The following is a 20,138-nucleotide window of genomic DNA, read 5'->3' on the forward strand; positions in this document are numbered from 1 at the left end:
TCACTCCTGCCAACTTCATGATCGTCGCGTTCGGGTGGGCCGGGTGCAGTGGGTGCGGAAATGAGTTGTTGAGTGCATGGGAGCGCTCCCGTAACATCCCTGACGCGGCTGTTAACGTTCACAAAACGATCGCCCACCGTCAATGTCAGAGCCGCTGCCCCCGCAGGAGGTCACTCTATGTCCAGATCCAGGCCGGCCAATGCCCTATTGGCCTCGGCAGGCGCCGCGCTACTGGTGTCGGGGACCGTCGCCGTGGCGCTGCCCGCCGGGGCCGCCGCCGCGGGATGCTCGGTCAACTACGCGATCTCGTCGGAGTGGCAGGGCGGCTTCGGCGCCAACGTCACCATCACCAACCTGGGCGACCCGGTGTCGAGCTGGACGCTGACGTGGTCGTTCGGCGCGGGGCAGACGGTCACCCAGTCGTGGAACACGAGCCTGACCCAGAGCGGGTCCGCGGTCACCGCGCGCAACGTCGACTACAACGGGTCCATCCCGACCAACGGCACCACATCGTTCGGTTTCAACGGCTCCTGGACCAGCAGCAACCCGGTGCCGAGCAGCTTCGCGCTCAACGGGGTGACCTGCACGGGCGGCACCACCACGCCGACCGGCGGCCCGACCGGCGCACCCACCACCGCGCCACCCACCACGGCGCCGCCGACCACTGCGCCGCCCACCACACCGCCGCCGGGCAATACGTGCAGTCTGCCGTCGTCGTACCGGTGGTCGTCGACCGGTGCGTTGGCGCAGCCGCGGTCGGGGTGGGTGTCGTTGAAGGACTTCACCGTGGTGCCGTACAGCGGCCGGCACCTGGTCTACGCCACCACCCACGACACCGGCACGCGGTGGGGGTCGATGAACTTCGGTCTGTTCACCAACTGGTCGGAGATGGCCTCTGCCAGCCAGAACGCGATGTCCTCCGGCACCGTCGCGCCGACCCTGTTCTACTTCGCGCCGCGCAACATCTGGGTGCTGGCCTACCAGTGGGGACCGACCGCGTTCTCCTACCGCACCTCCACCGACCCCACCAACCCCAACGGGTGGGGCGCGGCGCAGACGCTGTTCACCGGCAGCATCTCCGGTTCCGGCACCGGCCCGATCGACCAGACCCTGATCGCCGACGACCAGAACATGTACCTGTTCTTCGCCGGTGACAACGGCAAGATCTACCGCTCCAGCATGCCCCTGGGCAACTTCCCCGGCAGCTTCGGCTCGAACTACACCACCATCATGTCCGACTCGACGAACAACCTGTTCGAAGCCGTCCAGGTCTACAAACTCCAGGGCCAGACCCGCTACCTGATGCTCGTCGAGGCCATCGGCTCCCAGGGCCGCTACTTCCGGTCCTTCACCGCCACCAGCCTGAACGGCTCCTGGACCCCGCAGGCCGCCACGGAGTCCAACCCGTTCGCCGGCAAAGCCAACAGCGGCGCCACCTGGACCAACGACATCAGCCACGGCGAGTTGATCCGCACCACCGCCGACCAGACCTTCACGGTCGACCCCTGCAATCTCCAACTGCTCTACCAGGGCCGTTCCCCCAGCTCCGGCGGCGACTACGGCCTCCTGCCCTACCGACCCGGACTCCTCACCCTCCAACGCTGAGCCGGCCGATCGAGAAGAGAGAGAGATCCGATGAGAAGGCACCAGACGACCCGTACCGCGGTGTTGTCGGCCGGGGCCGTCCTGCTGGCGTCGACCGCGGTGGCCGCGGCGCTGCCGGCCGGTGCGGCGGCCGCCGGCTGCGCGGTCACCTACGACGTGCCGTCGCAGTGGCAGGGCGGCTTCGGCGCGAACGTCACCGTCACCAACCTCGGTGACCCGGTCAACGGCTGGACGCTCACCTGGTCCTACGCCGCCGGCCAGACCGTCACCCAGGCGTGGAACGCCACCGTGACCCAGAGCGGGGCCGCGGTGACCGCCCGCAACGTCGACTACAACGGGTCCCTCCCCACGAACGGCACCACGTCGTTCGGCTTCAACGGGTCCTGGACCAGCAGCAACCCCGCGCCGACGAGCTTCGCGCTCAACGGGGTGACCTGCACCGGCGGCACCACGACGCCGACCACGTCGCCGACCACGTCGCCGTCGACCTCCCCGACGAGTTCGCCGACCACCTCACCCAGCACCCCGCCGCCCACCGGGCCGGCGGACATCACCGTCGACACCGCCAGCCGCTACCAGACGATCGACGGGTTCGGCGCCGCCGTGTCGATCTGGGGCGGCGCCTGGTCGACCGCCGAGACACAGACGCTCGTCGGCCTCGGCCCCAACCAGCTCGGGTTGTCCATCGTGCGCACCGGCATCTCGCCGGTGTCCAGCGAGTGGGGTACCCAGGTCAGCGCGCTGAAGACGGCGAAGTCGTACGGGTCGAACGTGAAGATCATGGCGTCGCCGTGGACCGCCCCGGCGGCCTGGAAGACGAACAACAGCCGGACCAACGGCGGCAAGCTGCGCACCGACTACTACGACGACTACGCCAACCACCTCAACAGCTACGTCCAGTACATGCGCAACCAGGGCGTGACGATCGACGTCACGTCGGTGCAGAACGAGCCGGACTGGCACCCGGACTACGACTCGATGGACTGGAGCGGCACCGAGCTGCAGACCTTCGTCCGGGAGCAGGGCGCCAAGGTGCAGAACACCAAGCTGATGGTCGCCGAGGCGGTGAACCTGAACTACAGCTACACCGACCCGACCCTCAACGACTCGGCCGCCCGCAACAACATCGGCTACATCGGCGGGCACCTGTACGGCACCGAGGCGGCCGGCCGGCTGAAGCCGTACCCGCTGGCGCAGCAGTACAACAAGCCGGTGTGGATGACCGAGTGGAACCTGCACGCGGCCGACGGCAGCGGCTCCAACATCTGGGGCAACCCGGCCAACGCCACGGTCTGGAACGAGACGCTCGACGACATCATGCGCACCGTGCACAAGTCGATGGAGTCGAACTGGAGCGCGTACGTGTGGTGGTACGGCAAGCGCTACTACTCGTTCATCGGTGACGGCGAGTCCGCGTACGGCACGGTGGCGGGCGCGCCGCTCAAGCGCGGCTACGCGTTCTCGCAGTACGCGAAGTACGTGCGGCCCGGCTACCAGCGGGTCGGCCTGACCAAGAGCTCCAAGGCGTCCCCGTTGGAGGTGACCGCCTACCAGGGGGATGGGAAGGTCACGCTGGTGATCCTGAACCGGTCCACCAGCGCGGTGAACAACGCGATCATCCAGGCGCCGCAGAACGTCAGCCGGGCCGAGTACGTGGCCACGTCGCAGAACGCCAGCGCGGCGAGCCAGCCGGTCGGCGTGAACGGCAACCAGGTCTCGGTGAACGTCGGCGCGCGGAGCATCTCCACCGTCGTGCTCACCCTCTGACCGGCGACGGAGACACGTGCGGGGGCGGCCGGATCGGCCGCCCCCGCCTCGTCGCGTCCGCCACCGGATCCTGGTCGTGGTGACGCGCTAGTCGTACAGCGCGGACACCCACAGGTGGGTCAGGGTGTCGACCAGCACCGCCCGGTCGTCGAACGGCGACACTCCGCACGCCGCCAGGTAGTAGAGCCGCTCGCCGGTCCAGGTCAGCGATGCGGCGAGCGCATGGACGTCAACAGCGTCAAGCCGGGCCGCGACGGCGGGGTCGGCCCGGCGATCGGCCTCGATCCGCGCGATCGCGGCGTCGGTGAACGTCGCCATCTGGTCCAGCCACAGCTTGCGCAGCTGCGGGTCGGACGCCCAGCTCTCCACGATTGCCCGCAGCACGGCGGCATTGGCGAGCCACAGCCCGGCACCGGCGTCGATGCCCGCTCGCAGCGTCTCGCGCGGATCGGCCTTCGCCTGCACCCACGGCTGGGCGGCCTCGTGGCCGGCGCCGACCGCGCGACGCACCAGCTCGGCCAGCACCGCCTGCTTACCTGCGAAATAGAAGTAGAAGCTCGCCCGGGAGACTCCTGCGGCGGTAATGATGTCGGCCACGCTGAGCGTGTCGAAGGTGCGCTCTCGTAGCAGCTCTCGAAGCGCGTCCAAGATACGTTCGCGCAGGTCGGCGCGGCTCTGCTGGGGTTCATCGCGTCGGGCCGTCACATGCCGCAGCGTACCCCATAAGCCGTCTGGACGCCGTGACCAGACAAGTCGTATGGTGAAGTCATGACACAGATAGCCGTCCATCTCGTCGTGAATGATCCCGACGCCGTGCCCGATGTCGACGCCGTCTACGCTCCGGCGATTGCCTCCGGGGCCACCGCGTTCGCGCCGCCGCGCGATGCGTTCCGGGGCGACCGTACCGCGCAGTTCCTCGACCCGTCCGGGCACCGCTGGGCGGTCGACCGACACCTGCGCCACGTCCCCGCCGACGAGCTGGCCGAGCACGCGGCGGCGATGTTCGGATGAGGTACACGACGTTCGGGCGGACCGGTCTGCGGGTGTCCGAGTTGGTGCTCGGCGCGATGACGTTCGGTGAACAGGGTGGCGTCGGTGCGCCGATCGAGGAGTGCCGGCGCATCCTCGACGCCTACGCCGAGGCCGGCGGCAACGTCGTGGACACCGCCATCAACTACCGCGGTGGCGCCAGCGAGGAGATGCTGGGCGAGTTGCTCGCCGGGCGGCGCGACCGGTTCGTCGTGGCCACGAAGTACACGGTGACCCGTGACCCGGCCGACCCCAACGGCGGCGGCAACCACCGCAAGAACCTCAGGCTGTCGTTGGAGACCAGCCTGCGCCGGCTGCGCACCGACCACGTCGACGTCTACTGGGTGCACATCTGGGACCGGCGCACGCCCATCGACGAGACCATGCGGGCGCTCGACGACGCGGTCACCGCCGGCAAGGTGCTCTATGTCGGGGTGTCGGATACTCCTGCCTGGGTGGTCTCCCGCGCGAACACGCTGGCCGAGTGGCGCGGCTGGACCCCGTTCGCCGGCCTCCAGGTGCCGTACAGCCTCATCAACCGCGACGCCGAGCGGGAGCTGTTGCCCATGGCCGAGGCGTACGGCATGACCGTGACGGCCTGGAGCCCGCTCGGCGGCGGCGTGCTGTCTGGCAAGTACAACGCCGGCCCACCCGACCAGAGGACGCGGCTGAGCCGGGACGCGATCGGTGACCACGACCTCAGTGTGGCCCGGGTCGTGCAGGAGGTCGCCGGTGAGCTGAGCGTCACCCCGGCGCAGGTGGCCCTCGCGTGGACCCGCCAACGCAGCGGCGTGCTGCCGATCATCGGTGCGCGTACCGTCGACCAGCTGCAGGACAACCTGGGCTGCACCGCGGTCACGCTGCCACCGGAACTGGTCCTGCGGCTGGAGACGGCGACCGGGTTCAGTCTCGGCTTCCCGGCCGACTTCATCGCCGAGACCAGACAGTGGGTGCTCGGCGCCGCCGCGTGACCACGGCGGCGCCGGGCCGGCGACGGAAGCATTCGGGCCTGCCGCGATCGACACGGGCATGCGCCGTCATCACGAGCGCTCAACCAGCCAGCGGCCGGCCATGCCGCTGGTCGGGCGTTGGCGGCTCAGCGGGTCGGGCACATCATCCCGATGAGCGGACGTTCGATACGGTTCCGGGTCTGCCAGCGGCGGCCGCGGGGATCTCATCTCAGTCCAGTTGCCGTTCGGCTGGGTCGACCAGCGTTTACAACGCCCTATCGACCCGGCCGGGGGCGTGACTGAGCCGGCGGGTGACGATGGGGATGACGATCGCCGCGGCGAGGATGTGTGCCAGGGCGAGCATCAGCTTGGTCGAGGCCGCGGTCGCACCGGCGAGGACCGGCCCGGCCATGGACACCGCGGTCAGTGCGATGGTGGTCCACAGGTAGGTGCGCGCCGGGCGGCGGGCGTACCGGGCGAGAAGCACCGCGAGGATCGTGCCCCAGAACACCGCGATTGCCGTGCCCATGGCGAACATGCCGATGGTGATCGGCCCGGAGACGGAGGCACCGATGTTGCCGGCCTCCATCGCCACGCCTACCGTGCGGGCCGCCAGGCCGTAGAGTTCGGTCGCGATGGCTGCGGCCAGTCCGGCCAGCGCGCTGACCAGCCACACCGGCCTGGTGGTGAGGACGTCGGTGGATGGGACTGTCGTGGTGCCCATGATGGTTCTCCCTCGGTCTGGGTTGCCTTCGCCAGATGGACGGAGCGGTGGCGTCGGGCTCGACATCGCCGGCGGAGAAAAATCTCTGGTACGGATGTCGAGGGCGGCGTGCCGGCTCCGTTCGTGAGGTGACAGCGCCGGCATGGTGCGCGGACCGGAAGGACGACTCTGATGAAGTACATGCTGATGATCTACGGCAATCAGGAGAAGTGGAGCTCGATCCCGGCGGAGACCTGGCCTGAGGCGATCGCCAAGCAGGACGCGTTCAACAAGAAGTACCAGGGGACGGGCGAACTGCTGGGCGCGTACGGCCTGGCCGACGCCGCGGCGGCGCGGCTGGTGCGGCGCACGGACGGCGCTCCGGCGGTCACCGACGGGCCGTACCTGGAGACGAAGGAGTACCTCGCCAGCTTCTATCTGCTGGACTGCGAGAACGAGCAGCGGGCGTACGAGATCGCCGCGGACATGCCGTGGGCGGACGTCGAGCCGGTCGAGGTGTGGCCGGTCCTGCACGAGGCGGCCGCCGACCTGTGATTCCTGACAGGGGCGTCGAGGACCTGCTGCGCGAGCTGGCGCCGCAGGTCCTCGGCGCGTTGGTTCGCCGGTACGGGCAGTTCGACACGTGCGAGGACGCGACGCAGGAGGCGCTTGTTCGGGCCGCGATGCGGTGGCCGGCCGAAGGCATTCCGGACAACCCACGCGGCTGGCTGGTCACCGTTGCGTCTCACCGGTTGCTCGACGAGGTGCGCAGCCACCAGGCCCGTCGGCGGCGCGAGGACGCGATCGTCGCCGCGACCCCGCAATCGGAGCTGCTGGGCCGGCCGGCGGACGCCGATCGGGGCGCCGACCGCGACGACTCACTGACCCTGCTGTTCCTGTGCTGCCATCCGGCGCTGTCGCCGCCCAGCCAGATCGCGTTGACCCTGCGCGCGGTCGGCGGCCTCACCACCGCGCAGATCGCTGCCGCGTTCCTGGTCCCGGAGGCGACCATGGCGCAACGCATCAGCAGGGCAAAACAAAGCATCAGAGCCAGCGGTACGACCTTCGCGATGCCCGAAGGACCGGAACGCGCCGAGCGGCTGCGCGCCGTGCTGCACGTTCTGTACCTGCTCTTCAACGAGGGCTACACCGCTACCACCGGCCCGGACCTCACCGCACCTCAGCTGTCCGACGAGGCGATCCGGCTCACCACCTGGCTGCGCCGGCTGCTCCCCGACGACAGTGAGGTGGCCGGGCTGCTGGCCCTGATGCTGCTCACCGAGGCGCGGCGACCCGCCCGCACGACACCGGACGGGGCACTGGTCCCGCTCGCCGAGCAGGACCGCAGCACCTGGGACCCGAAGCTCATCGGCGACGGGGTCGCACTCGTCACCGAGGCGCTGGCCCGGGGCCCGGTGGGCCCCTACCAGGTGCAGGCGGCCATCGCCGCGGTCCACGACGAGGCCGCGCACATGGACGCGACCGACTGGCCGCAGATCCTCGCCCTGTACGACCTGCTGGAGCAGCTCGCGCCGAGTCCGATGGTCACGCTCAACCGTGCCGTCGCCGTCGCCATGGTGCACGGCCCGTCAGCAGGGCTGGTTCTGCTGGCAGCACTGGAATCCGACAACCGGCTGGTGCGCCACCACCGCTTCCTCGCGACCCGCGCCCATCTGCTCGAACTGGCAGGCGAGCACGCCGCTGCCGCAGCCGACTACCGCGAGGCCGCCCGACGCGCCACCAGCCTGCCAGAGCGCCGCCACCTCACCATTCGCGCCACGCGACTCGGATCATAACGGCATCCCACACTCGGAATGATGAACCGAGGCCGGTCAGCCGTTGCGCCGATAACCTGCTGTGAAATTGCCAAGCTCGGTCCGCTCAAGAACATCCGCAGCTGCCGCCGACAGCGTTTGAGGTGTCGTGGCGTGCCCGTGTCGGCTTCCAGCGGGACGGGCGATGATCGGCTGCGCCGAGGGCACGGATCGCGTCCGTGGGCGGTAGCGGCCCGACCGTCACCTGGGGCGGCGGTGGTACGGGTCACCCCGCGGTGCCGACGGGAGACCGCGCGGGACGGTGGCGCAGTGACCGCCAGGTCGGCAGCGCGCTCGCCAGCACCGCCAGGAGCAGGCAGAGCCCCACGACCCCGCCGACCACGGACCACGGCACCACCAGATCGACCGGTACGCCGGCCTGCTCGGCGAGGCCGGCCCGGATGCTCAGCAGACCGACGAACGCGACAGCCCCTCCGAGCAGTGCACCGATCAGCACCACCAGGGCGGACTCGGCCGTGACCAGCCAGATGACCTGCCGTCGGGTCGCGCCGGCCAACCGGATCAGCCGCAGGTCGGCCACCCGCCCGGCGGCGGCCATCAGCAACGTGTTCGCCACGGCGACAGCTCCATAGCCGGCCGAGACACCGATCAGTAGCAGCGTGAAGAGCCAGACGAGGCGATCCTCGGCGCGGTCCGCCTCGGCCGCCCACTCGGACACGTCGACGATCCGTGCTCCGATCGGCGGATCGATCCGGTCCTGGACGTACACCGTGGAGGTGAGCGCCGAGGGGTCGTGTGCCCGCACCACGGATCGGGGCAGTAGCAGGTCGCCGGGGATCGAGTCGTCGGTGACGACGGCGACGACGCGCAGCGACACCGACTCTCCGTCGGCGAAGACCAGCGCGTACGGCTCGGCCGGCCGCCGGTTCGCCGAGGCGGGAAGGACCACCGCGTCGTCACCGCTCAGGTCGTCCAGTGCGCCGGCGACGACCGTGAGCGCCCGGTTCGCGGCGGCGAAGCCCGCCGGATCCACGCCGAGCGCGGTCAGTGGCCGGTTCTCCGGCGGCGAGTTCGGGTCGCTCTCGAAGACCGTCGTCGGGAGGAGGGCGGTGCCCCCGGTCGCCGCTACGGCCTGGTCCGACAGGCCTGGTGCGCGGTCGGGCACGACGATCCAGCCGGCGTTGACGTTGTCGGCCCGGCCCGCCGCGTAGGCAGCCGTGGTGGTCCGCACCATTCCGGCGACCAGCACCGCGAACGCGACAGTGAGCAGCACCGGGGCGGCGATCGAAGCGGTCCGCCGGGTCGCGGTCAACGCCCCGGCCCGAACCAGCATCCCGATCGCGCCACCCTGCCGGCGCACCGGCCACCGCACCATCCGCACCAACGGGCCGACGACCGCCGGAGCCAGCACGGTGGCACCGGCCACCAGCGCCATCACCGCGTACAGGGCGTACTGCGCCGCGACACGGGCCTCGCCGGCGGTCGCCGTCCCGACGCTGAGAGCGACCCCCACCGCGACGAGCAGCGTGCCGGTGGCGATGCGCAGCCGCCCGATCGGCCGCTGCTCCACCGCGGCATCGCGCAACGCCTCCAACGGTCGGACCCGCGCCGCCCGGCGCGAGGCCGACCAGACGGCCAGCAGCGAGATCACCGGCCCGGCGACGAGCGAGAGCGCGACCGGCCAGTGCTCGTACCCGACCCGGAAGGTCGACGGTTCGAAGCCGGCGTCGACAAGAAGCCGACCCAGCAGCGGCGCGAGCCCTCCGCCCACCAGCAGGCCGACGATCCCGCCTGCGGCGCCGACGACCAGCGCCTCGCCGTACACCATGCGGCGGACCTGACGCCCGGTGGCGCCGACGGCGCGCAGCAGGCCCAGCTCACGGCGGCGCTGGGCGACGGTGAACGCGAAGGTGGAGGCGACCACGAACACCGTGACGAAGCCGGCGAGGGCCGCCGTGGCGGTGAGCACCTGCATGCCGATCCAGCGGGTGCGGGCGTCGTTGCGGGGCTCCAGCGCGCCACGCGCGTCGCCGGTCAGAACCGATCCGTCCGCGCCGACGATGCCGCGAGCCGCCGTGGCGACCCGCTCGAGGTCGGCGCCCGCCGCGAGCACCAGCCCGATGGCCCGGACGCCGGGCGCGAGCGTGGCGGCCACCTCGTCAGCGACATGGACGCCGGGCCCGTCGACCAGACCGGTGACGGTGTACGACTCCGGGCCCGCCGCCGTCAGCAGGGTGACCGGCATGCCGAGACGCAGCCCGAGCGCACGGTCCACGACCACCTCGCCGGACCTGCGGGGCGGCTCGCCGGCCGTGAGGCGCAGTCCCCCGAGTCGGGCGCTGGACCAGCCGTGCCCCTGGTGGGTGTCCTCCCGCCGGTCATCGGTGCCCGCGGGTCGACCGTCGACGAGCGGCTGCGCGTAGAAGGTCCGGTCCGGCACGGCCGACGCGACACCGGGCAGGGCGGCCAGCCGGCCGACGAGCCCTGCCGTCGTGGTGGCGGACCAGGGCCGCGTCGGCACGAACGAGTCGGCCGATGCGCCCGCTTCCGGGCTCTGCACCACGACCGCCGCCCGCGCGAGCCGATCCGGCACCTGCGGGCGTCCGGAGGCGAGGAGCAGGGTGGCCGCCGCGACCAGCGTGACCCCGATGGCCACGGCGACGAACGCGCTGACCGACCGCCGGATGCTCAACACGCCGGCCCCGCAGGCGTCGCCGCGTGCTCGGACGGGCGGGCCGCACGCTCGGCGATCCGGGCGGCGACCACCGCCGCGATGATCTCGCCGTCCAGCTCATCGACGATGCGGCCGTCGGCGAGCAGCAGGACCCGATCGGCGTACGCGGCGGCGGCGGGATCGTGGGTCACCATCACGACGGTCTGCCCCTGGTCGTCGACGAGTGCGCGCAGCAGCCGGAGCACCTGTCGGGACGCCGCGCTGTCCAGCGCCCCGGTCGGCTCGTCGGCGAAGACCACCGCCGGGCGGGTGATCAACGCCCGGGCCACGGCGACGCGCTGCTGCTCGCCGCCGGACAGCTCACTCGGCCGGTGCCCGGCCCGGTCAGCCAACCTCACCGCGTCGAGCGCAGCGGCGACGTCCCGGGCCGGCGGGCGGCGGCCGGCCAGGCGCAGCGGCAACTCGACGTTCTGCGCCGCGGTCAGCGTGGACACCAGGTTGAACGCCTGGAACACGAACCCGATCCGATCGCGGCGTAGCCGGGTCAGCTCGTCCTCACTCAGGTCGTCGAGGCGGGCGCCGTCGATCGTGACGGTCCCCTCGGCCGGGCGGTCCAGCCCCGCCGCGCAGTGCAGCAGGGTGGACTTGCCCGAACCCGAGGGGCCCATCACCGCCGTGAACGTGCCGCTCGCGAAGCCGGTCGTCACGCCGTCGAGCGCCGTCACCCGCCGGGTCCCGGTGCCGTACACCGCGCGTAGCCCGGTCAGGGTCACCGTGTGTGTGGTCATGGCCGCCACGGTGCCCGGTGTGCGGGGTGCCGCGCGTCGTGCCGCCGTGGACACTTTCCGGCCCTCCGCCGGGTGGAGGCGAAGGGCCGGAGTCGCCGGTACGTCGTCCTCCGGGATGACCGCCCGCGGGTGGACGCGTCGGACCCGGCCGGCCGATACCGTCGTGCGGGTGACCGCTCCCCTGCTGACCCGGCGGCTGCGGCCGGTGGACCTGTACATCGTGGACGCCGTGCTCGCCGTGGCGGTCGGCGGGCTGCTCTGCCCGTATGCGGCCCTGGAATCGCCGCTGCACGGTGGCGTACGCGAGCCGCTCTGGGTGTCCGTGCTCGTCGGGATGTCTCTCGGGCTGCCGTTGGCCGTCCGGCGACGGTGGCCGGTCCCCGTCGCCGTCGTGATCAGCGGCAGCACCGCAGCGGCCCTGGTCACCGGCGTGGTCCCCAACTTCGCCGCCGCCGCGCCGGCGGTCGCCGTCGGTCTGTCCTTCTACACGGTGGCCGCGTCGACGGCCACCCGCAGGTCGCTGCTCAGTGCCGCCGGTTGTCTCGCTCTGGTGAGCGTCGCGCTGGCGCTGACCGCTGGTGATCTGTGGACGCGGACCGGTGCCGTCGTCTACGCCGCCGTCATGATCGCGCCTGCCTGGGTGATCGGCTGGTTGGTCCGTGAGCGACGCGCCCTCGCCGCCCTGCAGGGCGAGCATGTGGTCCGGCAAGCCGTCGCCGAGGAGCGGTTACGGGTGGCGAGGGAACTGCACGACGTGGTCGCCCACACCTTGAGCCTCATCGTGGTGAAGGCGGCAGTCGCCAACCACGTCGCCGAGATCGAACCCGGCGAGGCGGGAGCCGCACTGCGGGTGATCGAGGAGACCGGCCGCACCGCGCTGACCGATGTACGCCGGGTGCTCGGCGTACTGCGCGAGGACATCCCGTACGCTCCGACGCCCGGGCTGGACGAGTTGCCCGGGCTCGCCCGGCAGGCGGCGATCGGCGGTGTGGATGTTCGGCTCGACGTACGGCGGGAGGAACCGGCCGGCGCGGTGCCGGAGTCGGTGGGACTGACGGTCTACCGGATCGTGCAGGAGGCGGTGACCAACGTGGTGAAACACGCGGCGCCGGCGGCCTGCCGGGCGACGGTGACCGTCACGCCTCGCGAGGTCAGGGTCGAAGTGACCGACGACGGCCGCCGGCCTGTGCTGTCCGGTGGGCAGGGACACGGGCTGATCGGCATGCGGGAACGGGTGACGTTGCACGGCGGTGAGTTCCACGCCGGGCCACGCTCCGGCGGCGGCTACGCGGTGACGGCCAGTGTGCCCTACCGGGTGGCCGCGTGATCCGGGTGCTGATCGCCGACGACCAGGCGCTGCTGCGCGGCAGCTTCCGGCTGTTGGTGGATTCGACGCCGGGCCTCACCACGGTCGGCGAGGCGGGCACCGGTGTGGAGGCCGTGGCGCTGACCGCCGAGCACCAGCCGGACGTGGTGCTGATGGACGTGCGGATGCCAGAGATGGACGGCATCGAGGCGACCCGGCGGATCTGTGGCGACCCCGCCACGGCCAGCACCCGGGTCGTCATCCTGACCACGTTCGACCTGGATGAATACGTCTACGGGGCACTGCGCGCCGGAGCCAGCGGGTTCCTGCTCAAGGACACCTCGCCGGCGAACCTGCTGGCCGGCATCCGGGTGGTGGCCGCCGGCGAGGGGCTGCTCGCACCGACGGTGACCCGCCGGCTGATCGACGAGTTCGCTCGTCGGCCCGAGCCGGCCCGGCCGCTGCCGCGACGGCTGGAGGGGGTGACCGAGCGGGAACGGGAAGTGCTCATGCTGATCGGCCGGGGCCTGTCCAACGCGGAGTTGGCGGAGCACCTCGGTCTCAGCCTGGCCACCGTGAAGACCCACGTCGGGCGGTTGCTGACCAAGCTGACGGTACGTGACCGGGCACAACTGGTCATCGTCGCTTACGAAACGGGCCTGGTCGGACCGGGCGGCCATCGCTGAGCGGATCACCCTCCCCACGCGGCCCGTGCCGCTCAGGTCTGCTGGGGGAAAACCACCGGGCGGAGCCGGATGGTTGCCGGCTTCTGGCCGCGGCCGGTGTTGCCTAACGTCGATCTTGTGATCGAACTACGGGAGTTGACCAAGAGCTATGGGGGCCGGGTCGCCGTGGACGGGCTGAGCGTCCAGATCCAGCCGGGGGTGGTGACCGGCTTTCTCGGCCCGAACGGGTCCGGCAAGTCGACGACGATGCGAATGATCCTCGGCCTGGACGTCCCGGACCGTGGTGAGGCACTGATCGGCGGGGTGCCGTACGCGAGCCTGAGTTGGCCGTTGAGATCGGTCGGCGCGCTCCTCGACGCCGGGGCGTTCCATCCCGGTCGCAGCGGCCACGCGCACCTGGCCGCACTTGCCGCGAGCAATGACATCCCCCGCTCCCGGGTCGAGCAGGTGCTGCGCGTCGTGGGCCTGTCCGACGCGGCGAAGCGGCGCGCCGGCACGTACTCGCTGGGCATGCGCCAGCGGCTCGGCGTCGCGGTGGCGCTGCTCGGTGACCCGGGCGTCCTCCTGCTCGACGAGCCGGTCAACGGGCTGGACCCGGAGGGCATCCGCTGGATCCGGGACCTGCTGCGCGCGCTGGCCGTCGAGGGGCGGACGGTGCTCGTGTCCAGCCATCTGATCACCGAGATGGCACTGACGGCGGACCGGCTCGTGGTGATCGGCCGGGGCCGGCTGCTGGCCGAGACCACCGTTGCCGAACTCGCTGGCCGGCACGACACCCTGGAGGACGCGTTCTTCCGGCTCACCTCGCAGACCACCGACTACCGCGGAACGGAAGTGACATGAACGGCTACGGATTCCGGCTGGTGGCCCGGATGGAATGGATCAAACTGCGTAGCGTCCGGTCGACGTGGTGGCTGGCGACCGCCACGGTGGTCTCGATGGCGGCGGCAGGGGCCGGGGTGGGACTCGGCTACCGGTCCCACCTGCCGGCCGCTACCGCCGCCCAGATCCTGAACAACAGCCTCAGCGGTGCCATCCTGGCCCAACTGCTCCTGGGCGCGCTCGGCGTCCTGATGGTGACCGGCGAGTACGGCACCGGACAGATTCGGTCGACGTTCGCCGCCGTACCGCGGCGGCGGACCGTCCTGGCGGCGAAGGCAGCGGTGTGCGGTGGCGCAGCTCTCGCCGTCGGCGTGGTGGGAAGCCTCGCCGGCTATCTGGGCGGGCAGTTCGCGATCCGCGGCACCGCCATCCCGGCCGCTTCCCTCGGGGACCTGGCGGTCTTGCGGGCGGTCCTGCTGACCGGCGGGTATCTGGCCGCCACCGCGCTGATCGGGGTGGGTATCGGGGCGGTGGTGCGGCACTCGGGCGCCGCGATCGGCACGCTGTTCGGTCTGATGTTCGTTCCCATGGTCGTGGTCGGGTTGTTCGGCGAGAGCGGCATCGTGGTCGGACGCTTCGTGCCGCTGCTGATGCTGCTCAACTCGGTCGCGGTGACCTCGCCCGTACCCGGGCTGTTCGCCGGGTGGCTCAGCGTGCTGCTGATGGGTGGGTACGCGGCGGTGGCGATCCTGTGCGGCGGCATGCTGCTCCGCTTCCGCGACGCGTGACCGACGACAATGGGCCGATGACCGCGCTGCGCGCTCCGTTCACTACATCGGCCCTGCGCCAGGCCGTGTTCTGCGTGGCCGGTGTGCTCAGCGCAGCCGCGGTCCTGGCCGTACCGGCGCTCCTGCCTGCCCTGGGCGCCCTCATCCTCTGGGCGACCGGCGCCACGTCCCGGGAGCCCGCCCCGGCCGTCGCGCCGCTGTTCCTGGTGCTGTTCCCGCTCACCGTGGCGCTCCTGGTGGTGCTGGCCGCTCCGATCGGGCGCGCGATGGGAGCCGTCCATCGCCGGCTCGCGTCCCGGCTGCTCGACGTGCACGTGGCAGCCCCACCACCGCGACCCTCGCGGCGGGTGGGTGCGCTGGTCGCCGATGGGCCGGGCTGGCGGGCCGTCGGCTACGGCCTGCTCAAGGTGCCACTGGCGATCCCGCAGGGCTACGGCGTGTTCTGCTACCTGTTCGGTCCGGTCAACCTCAGTTACCCGCTGTGGTGGCCGCTGTTCCGCAACCACCCGCCCGGCACGCGCCTCGGGCCGGTGTGGGCACTGACCCCGTTCGGCGCGATCGGCGCGCGGACGTTCGCCGGCACGTTCCTCGTCGCCACGGCCGGTCTCGCCATGTTGCTGGTGGCGCCGTGGGTGATGCGGGCCGGCACGACGGCGGACGCGGCGGCGATTCGGTGGCTGCTGGGCCCGCGCCGACTCGCCGAGCGGGTACGCGAACTCCAGGCCAGCCGAGCCCGGGCCATCGACGACGCGGCCACGATGATGCGCCGGCTGGAACGGGACCTGCACGACGGCGCGCAGATCCGGCTGGCCACGCTGGCGATGAACCTCGGCATGGCGACCGAGAAGCTCGGCGCCGACGGCCCGCCACCCGACCTCGCGCAGGCCCGCGAACTGGTCGCGCTCGCCCACCGCGGCGCGAAGGACGCCCTCGCCGACCTGCGCGACCTGGTACGCGGCATCCACCCGCCGGTCCTCGACAACGGCCTCGGCGACGCGCTGGCAACCCTGGCGACCGGCAGCGCGCTCCCGGTCGCGGTGACCGTCGAGTTGACCGACCGTCCGGCACCGGCCATCGAAACCATCACCTACTTCTGCGCCGCCGAACTGCTCGCGAACGCGGCCAAGCACAGCCGCGCGACCAGGGTCGGGCTTGATGTCCTCGGATCCGGTCGACGCCTGAGGCTGCGGGTCACGGACGACGGCGTCGGCGGGGCGAACCCGGACGGCCCCGGCCTGACCGGCCTGGCCCGTCGGATCGCGGTCGTGGAGGGGCGGATGCGCGTGCACAGCCCGGCCGGCGGTCCGACCCGGGTCGAGATCGAGCTGCCCACACAGGTGTGAACGGAGGCGACGGCATGCGGGTGGTGATCGCGGAGGACGCCGCGATGATGCGCGAAGGACTGGTCCGGCTGCTCACCGACCGCGGCTTCGAGGTGTGCGCGGCGGTGGCCGACGCGGACACCCTGCGCTCCGCGGTCGCCGCCGCCGTGCCGGACGTGGCCGTGGTCGACATCCGGATGCCGCCCACGCACACCGACGAGGGGCTACGCGCCGCGATAGACATCCGTCGCGACTGGCCCGGGGTCGGTGTGCTGTTGTTCTCGCAGTACGTGGAGACCCGCTACGCGACCCGCCTGCTCGCCGACCGGCCCAGCGGCGTCGGTTACCTGCTCAAGGACCGCGTCGCCGACGTCGCCGACTTCGTGGAGGCGCTGACCCGGGTGGCGGCCGGCGGCACCGCGCTGGATCCGGAGGTGGTCGGCCACCTGATGCGGGCCGGGCGGGACAGGGTCGGGCTGGCGTCGCTGACCCCACGGGAGCGTGAGGTGCTCTCGTTGATGGCCGAGGGCCGGTCCAACGCGGGGATAGCGGCGGCTCTCGTCATCACTCCCGGGGTGGTGGAGAAGCACGTGGCGAACATCTTCGCGAAGCTCGGGCTGCCGTCCTCGGACGGCGACAACCGCCGGGTGCTGGCCGTTCTCCGCTATCTCGGCGGGTGATCGCACGCGACCCGGCGCCATCGTCGGGCCTGCTCGCCGGCCGGTAGCCGAAGTGGCTGCCGGCCGGCGGGAACAGTTCACGGTCAGCGGACGAAGGTGACGTCGCGCAGTCGTGGTGACGGACCGTCCAGCACGTGGCCGTTCCGGCCGCGTAGCCACCTGTCGAAGAAGGCGGCGATCAGCGTCTCCTCGATCCGGACGGCGTGGGTCGGCTCGATGTCGCCGATGGTCTCGGCGACGAAGCTGTCGGGAAGGCCGAGCTGCCGGGCGATCTGCGGGAGCAGCGGCACGATGTCCTTGTAGGAGTCCTCGCTCTTCGCGCCGTCGAGCCGCAGGTCGACGTGCCAGCCGGTGCTGTTGTTCCACAGCATCCGCCAGGACGGCGTCTGGTGGTGGTCGGTGCCGGGGTCGCCCATGAACATGAACGGCCGGTCCAGGCCGCGCCGCGCCACCGGCCACAGCTGGAGGGGGTCGGGGATGATCGGCGACTCGATGCTGCCGCCCATGTCGACCGCGGCCCTGATCCGGGAGTCGTCGCTCATGGCCTGCAAGGCGGTCAGCCCGCCGGCGGAGACGCCGAACATGCCCGCCCGGTCGAGATCCAGGGCGCCGGCGATGTCCCTGGGAAGCGGCCGACCCGCCGCGTCCGGGTTCGTGCCCCGGTCGAGTGCCCCCAGCTGATCGAGCACGAAGCGGATGTCCGCGATCCGGGTGTCGAACACCGTGGCCGCCAGTCTCTGGAACTCGTCGGGCTGGTCCGCCCGCCCGAACGCCTCCGGCAGCACGGTGCCGACGACGCGGCCGTCCGGGAACTCCACCTCGGAAGCCTCGTAGGTGTGATCGATGGTCGCCACCACGTATCCGCGGCTGGCCAGGTCCTGCACCAGCGTGGTGCCCCAGGTCCGCGGGTCGCCGGCACCGGCTGAGTACAACACCAGCGGGAACGGCCGCTCGCGTCGCGCCACCGGCGCACCTTGGTGGCCGCTGGTCCGGGTGGCGGCGAAGTCCACCGAGCCCGCCGGTATGCCGTACAGGCTGGCGCCGACGCCGGCGGCGCTGCCGAAGTGGGCCGCCGCTCCGGGCCGCATGTGGGGCGCCCGCGGGAAGCGGCCGACGTCCGTGGCCGGATACCAGAGGCTGACCATCAGCTCACGGTGGACCGGGGTCGCCGACCACGGGTCGGTGCGGGAGCGGTCGATCAGATGCAGGTCGACGGTCCCCACTTGGTAGGGCCCGGTCGGTGCCGGCAGTCGCAACCGAGCGGGCTCGTCGGACCGCTGCTGGGCCTGCGGTGCGACATTGCCAGCGGCGGACGAGGGTGCCGCGGAAGCGACCGTCACACAGCCGACCATCAACGAAGCGAACAGGGCGGTGCCCAATCTTCCGGCCATTGAGCGACTCCTCAGGAAACCAGGGCTGCGCCTGCGGCTGCCCTTCATCGACCTCACGCTATGAGCGCGACCTAGCTCGGCAGAAGGCAGCTTCCACCCACTTTCGTGCCGGGGATAACCCCCGCGGCGTACCTCTTCTCGGCACGGGCACGCGACGTGGGGCGTTCCGCCCGGCCAGTCGGCTCTCGTAGGCTCGGACGGTGCAGAGCAGTCAAGGGCGGATCATGGCGCAGATGTTGGATGCGGCAGAGAACGCCTCGCCGGTCGAGGCGGTCGAGGCGGTCACCCGGGAACTCGGCGTGACGCTCCGGGCACGTGCCGTCGCGTTCTTGATCGCGGACCTCAGCGGCCGGGCGCTGGTCCGGTTGGCCCACGTGCCGTTTGACGGCACGGGTGCGGGACGCCGGGGCGGTGATGAGGTCGCCACGGTGATGCCGTTCGACGGCGGCCCCGCCGAGCAGGCGTTACGCACCCAGCGGGTGCAGGTGATCGCGCAGCCTGGCGCGTGGACGGTGTTGGCGCCGGTGACCGACCGGGGTGAGGCGATCGGCCTGCTCGAGATGATCCTGCCGGACGAGCCGGACCCGCAGGCGCTGGAGGAGATCACCCGCACGGGGCACGTGCTGGCGTTCGTGGTGATCGCCAACCGGCGGTACACCGACCTCTTCGAGTGGGGTCAACGCACCACTCCGTTCACCCTGTCCGGGGAGATCCAGCGCCGCCTGCTGCCCGCCTCGTTCACGTGTGAGGCCAGCGCGTTCACCCTGTCCGGCTGGCTGGAGCCCGCCGCGAGTATCGGCGGGGACACCTTCGACTACAGCCTCGCCCGTGACGTCCTGCACTTCAGCGTCACCGACGCGATGGGCCACGGGGTGGCCAGCGCGCTGACCGCCACCCTGGGCGTGGGCAGCCTGCGCAACAGCCGCCGCCGCGGGGTGGGCCTGGTGGAGCAGGCCGAGGCCGCGAACGCCGATGTGGCCGAACACGCCACCGTGGCCGGCAACTACATCACCGCGGTCCTCGGCCGTCTCGACCTGCGCACCGGCGTCTGCGCGCTGCTCAACGCCGGGCACGTGCCGCCGATGCTGGTACGCGACGGAGACACCCGGACGCTGCCGCTACCGGCCAACTTCCCGCTGGGCATGTTCACCGGCGTCGAACACCGCGCCGGCGAGATCACGCTGCGACCGGGCGACCGTCTGGTGGTGGTCACCGACGGCATGCGGGAGCGCAACGCGGCCACGCTGGATCTACCGACCTTGTTGCGGTCGATCACCGATCTGCATCCGCGCGAGGCTGTCCGGGCGTTGGCCGACGCCGTACTCGAGGTCAGCGGACCGACTCTGGCCGATGACGCCACCCTGTTCATCCTCGACTGGCACGGCGGCCACAGCGAGGACCGGCGGACCAGCGCCGGCGCCGACCAGGGGCGTGCCAGCAGCGCGCTGCCCGGCTGACTACCGGCCCGTCGCGTGGTCCGTGGACGGCACATCGGCTTCGGCCGCCGGCACACTGTCGTAGACCTGGATCACGCGGTCCACCGACGTGACCGTCAGGACGCTGCGCACAGCGGGCTGCACCGCGGCGAGGCACAACCGGCCGCCGACGTCCCGCAACGCCTTGAAGGCCACCACCAGCGCGCCCAGCCCGCTGGAGTCCATGAAGCGCACCCCGGCCAGGTCCATCACCACCTGCCGGTCACCGGCGTCGACCAACCGTTGCAGGTGCTCGCGCAACTGCGGGGAGGTCGCCATGTCCAGTTCGCCGCGCACCTCGACCACGGTGCAACCCCGGCCGGGTCGGACCGACAGCAGCAGATCCACAACATCCTCCCCCACGCCGATGGTCCCGC

General features: G+C 71.6%; 19 protein-coding genes. 13 read left to right on the forward strand and 6 right to left on the reverse strand.

The features are described 5' to 3' along the window. Positions 1–177 precede the first annotated feature (177 nt). Positions 178–1,605: a non-reducing end alpha-L-arabinofuranosidase family hydrolase gene (locus tag ACIBPB_RS02815; protein ID WP_396837885.1), complete on the forward strand. Its 1,428-nt coding sequence runs from the start codon at positions 178–180 to the stop codon at positions 1,603–1,605. A gap of 30 nt (positions 1,606–1,635) precedes the next feature. After that, on the forward strand, positions 1,636–3,372 hold the full coding sequence (locus tag ACIBPB_RS02820; RefSeq protein ID WP_396837886.1) for a cellulose binding domain-containing protein: 1,737 nt from the start codon (positions 1,636–1,638) through the stop codon (positions 3,370–3,372). An 87-nt stretch (positions 3,373–3,459) separates the two neighbouring features. Here ACIBPB_RS02820 and ACIBPB_RS02825 read toward each other — a convergent pair whose 3' ends face one another. After that, complete coding sequence (locus tag ACIBPB_RS02825; protein ID WP_396837887.1) at positions 3,460–4,077, reverse strand: TetR/AcrR family transcriptional regulator; 618 nt, start codon at positions 4,075–4,077, stop codon at positions 3,460–3,462. Positions 4,078–4,140: 63 nt separating this feature from the next. On the opposite strand from ACIBPB_RS02825, the gene ACIBPB_RS02830 reads away from it, so the two are divergent. Together ACIBPB_RS02830 and ACIBPB_RS02835 are read left to right on the forward strand one after the other, a co-directional pair. Continuing rightward, positions 4,141–4,383, forward strand: coding sequence for a VOC family protein (locus tag ACIBPB_RS02830; protein ID WP_396837888.1), 243 nt, complete (start codon positions 4,141–4,143; stop codon positions 4,381–4,383). Next, positions 4,380–5,372 carry an aldo/keto reductase gene (locus tag ACIBPB_RS02835; protein WP_396837889.1) on the forward strand — a complete coding sequence of 331 codons (993 nt, stop codon included), beginning with the start codon at positions 4,380–4,382 and terminating at the stop codon, positions 5,370–5,372. Before ACIBPB_RS02830 ends, ACIBPB_RS02835 begins: the two co-directional genes overlap by 4 nt. A 244-nt stretch (positions 5,373–5,616) precedes the next feature. Here the strand turns inward: ACIBPB_RS02835 and ACIBPB_RS02840 are convergent, their stop codons facing one another. Continuing rightward, positions 5,617–6,075 (reverse strand): DUF6069 family protein, encoded by a 459-nt coding sequence (locus ACIBPB_RS02840; RefSeq protein WP_396837890.1) that lies wholly within the window; start codon positions 6,073–6,075, stop codon positions 5,617–5,619. 171 nt (positions 6,076–6,246) lie between these two features. Between ACIBPB_RS02840 and ACIBPB_RS02845 the strand changes: the two genes are divergently transcribed. Further along, positions 6,247–6,609 (forward strand): YciI family protein, encoded by a 363-nt coding sequence (locus ACIBPB_RS02845; RefSeq protein WP_396837891.1) that lies wholly within the window; start codon positions 6,247–6,249, stop codon positions 6,607–6,609. After that, positions 6,606–7,850 (forward strand): RNA polymerase sigma factor, encoded by a 1,245-nt coding sequence (locus ACIBPB_RS02850; protein WP_396837892.1) that lies wholly within the window; start codon positions 6,606–6,608, stop codon positions 7,848–7,850. The genes ACIBPB_RS02845 and ACIBPB_RS02850 overlap by 4 nt, the downstream gene beginning before the upstream one ends. Positions 7,851–8,094: 244 nt before the next feature. Here the strand turns inward: ACIBPB_RS02850 and ACIBPB_RS02855 are convergent, their stop codons facing one another. Continuing rightward, a complete protein-coding gene (locus ACIBPB_RS02855) occupies positions 8,095–10,524 on the reverse strand; it encodes an FtsX-like permease family protein (protein ID WP_396837893.1) in 2,430 nt (809 codons plus the stop codon). Next, the gene (locus tag ACIBPB_RS02860; RefSeq protein ID WP_396837894.1) at positions 10,518–11,291 is read right to left on the reverse strand and encodes an ABC transporter ATP-binding protein; all 774 of its coding nucleotides are present in this window, start codon (positions 11,289–11,291) and stop codon (positions 10,518–10,520) included. The genes ACIBPB_RS02855 and ACIBPB_RS02860 overlap by 7 nt, the downstream gene beginning before the upstream one ends. Before the next feature lie 169 nt (positions 11,292–11,460). On the opposite strand from ACIBPB_RS02860, the gene ACIBPB_RS02865 reads away from it, so the two are divergent. The 6 genes from ACIBPB_RS02865 to ACIBPB_RS02890 all read left to right on the forward strand — a co-directional run bounded on the left by ACIBPB_RS02865 (position 11,461) and on the right by ACIBPB_RS02890 (position 16,895). Then, positions 11,461–12,618: a sensor histidine kinase gene (locus ACIBPB_RS02865; protein WP_396837895.1), complete on the forward strand. Its 1,158-nt coding sequence runs from the start codon at positions 11,461–11,463 to the stop codon at positions 12,616–12,618. Beyond that, entirely contained in the window at positions 12,615–13,283 is a 669-nt protein-coding gene (locus ACIBPB_RS02870; RefSeq protein WP_396837896.1) for a response regulator, read from the forward strand. Before ACIBPB_RS02865 ends, ACIBPB_RS02870 begins: the two co-directional genes overlap by 4 nt. A gap of 117 nt (positions 13,284–13,400) precedes the next feature. Further along, positions 13,401–14,126: an ABC transporter ATP-binding protein gene (locus tag ACIBPB_RS02875; protein WP_396837897.1), complete on the forward strand. Its 726-nt coding sequence runs from the start codon at positions 13,401–13,403 to the stop codon at positions 14,124–14,126. Continuing rightward, positions 14,123–14,893 (forward strand): ABC transporter permease, encoded by a 771-nt coding sequence (locus ACIBPB_RS02880; protein WP_396837898.1) that lies wholly within the window; start codon positions 14,123–14,125, stop codon positions 14,891–14,893. Before ACIBPB_RS02875 ends, ACIBPB_RS02880 begins: the two co-directional genes overlap by 4 nt. A 17-nt stretch (positions 14,894–14,910) precedes the next feature. Then, positions 14,911–16,236, forward strand: coding sequence for a sensor histidine kinase (locus tag ACIBPB_RS02885; protein ID WP_396837899.1), 1,326 nt, complete (start codon positions 14,911–14,913; stop codon positions 16,234–16,236). A 14-nt stretch (positions 16,237–16,250) separates the two neighbouring features. Next, positions 16,251–16,895 (forward strand): LuxR C-terminal-related transcriptional regulator, encoded by a 645-nt coding sequence (locus tag ACIBPB_RS02890; protein ID WP_396837900.1) that lies wholly within the window; start codon positions 16,251–16,253, stop codon positions 16,893–16,895. An 83-nt stretch (positions 16,896–16,978) separates the two neighbouring features. Here the strand turns inward: ACIBPB_RS02890 and ACIBPB_RS02895 are convergent, their stop codons facing one another. After that, positions 16,979–18,334, reverse strand: a complete 1,356-nt coding sequence (locus tag ACIBPB_RS02895; protein WP_396837901.1) for an alpha/beta hydrolase family protein — start codon at positions 18,332–18,334, stop codon at positions 16,979–16,981. Positions 18,335–18,486: 152 nt separating this feature from the next. On the opposite strand from ACIBPB_RS02895, the gene ACIBPB_RS02900 reads away from it, so the two are divergent. Further along, on the forward strand, positions 18,487–19,743 hold the full coding sequence (locus ACIBPB_RS02900) for a PP2C family protein-serine/threonine phosphatase (protein ID WP_396837902.1): 1,257 nt from the start codon (positions 18,487–18,489) through the stop codon (positions 19,741–19,743). Here the strand turns inward: ACIBPB_RS02900 and ACIBPB_RS02905 are convergent, their stop codons facing one another. Next, complete coding sequence (locus ACIBPB_RS02905) at positions 19,744–20,109, reverse strand: STAS domain-containing protein (protein ID WP_396837903.1); 366 nt, start codon at positions 20,107–20,109, stop codon at positions 19,744–19,746. Positions 20,110–20,138 lie beyond the last annotated feature (29 nt).

Origin of the sequence: Micromonospora sp. NPDC049836 (assembly GCF_044465125.1) — a bacterium.
GTDB lineage: Bacteria > Actinomycetota > Actinomycetes > Mycobacteriales > Micromonosporaceae > Micromonospora.

Excerpts from the sequence above, each read along its gene's own strand:
- ACIBPB_RS02815 (WP_396837885.1), top strand. The coding sequence starts at position 178 with ATGTCCAGATCCAGGCCGGCCAATGCCCTATTGGCCTCGGCAGGCGCC.
- ACIBPB_RS02820 (WP_396837886.1), top strand. The coding sequence starts at position 1,636 with ATGAGAAGGCACCAGACGACCCGTACCGCGGTGTTGTCGGCCGGGGCC.
- ACIBPB_RS02830 (WP_396837888.1), top strand. The coding sequence starts at position 4,141 with ATGACACAGATAGCCGTCCATCTCGTCGTGAATGATCCCGACGCCGTG.
- ACIBPB_RS02835 (WP_396837889.1), top strand. The coding sequence starts at position 4,380 with ATGAGGTACACGACGTTCGGGCGGACCGGTCTGCGGGTGTCCGAGTTG.
- ACIBPB_RS02840 (WP_396837890.1), bottom strand. The coding sequence starts at position 6,075 with ATGGGCACCACGACAGTCCCATCCACCGACGTCCTCACCACCAGGCCG.
- ACIBPB_RS02845 (WP_396837891.1), top strand. The coding sequence starts at position 6,247 with ATGAAGTACATGCTGATGATCTACGGCAATCAGGAGAAGTGGAGCTCG.
- ACIBPB_RS02860 (WP_396837894.1), bottom strand. The coding sequence starts at position 11,291 with ATGACCACACACACGGTGACCCTGACCGGGCTACGCGCGGTGTACGGC.
- ACIBPB_RS02880 (WP_396837898.1), top strand. The coding sequence starts at position 14,123 with ATGAACGGCTACGGATTCCGGCTGGTGGCCCGGATGGAATGGATCAAA.
- ACIBPB_RS02885 (WP_396837899.1), top strand. The coding sequence starts at position 14,911 with ATGACCGCGCTGCGCGCTCCGTTCACTACATCGGCCCTGCGCCAGGCC.
- ACIBPB_RS02890 (WP_396837900.1), top strand. The coding sequence starts at position 16,251 with ATGCGGGTGGTGATCGCGGAGGACGCCGCGATGATGCGCGAAGGACTG.
- ACIBPB_RS02895 (WP_396837901.1), bottom strand. The coding sequence starts at position 18,334 with ATGAAGGGCAGCCGCAGGCGCAGCCCTGGTTTCCTGAGGAGTCGCTCA.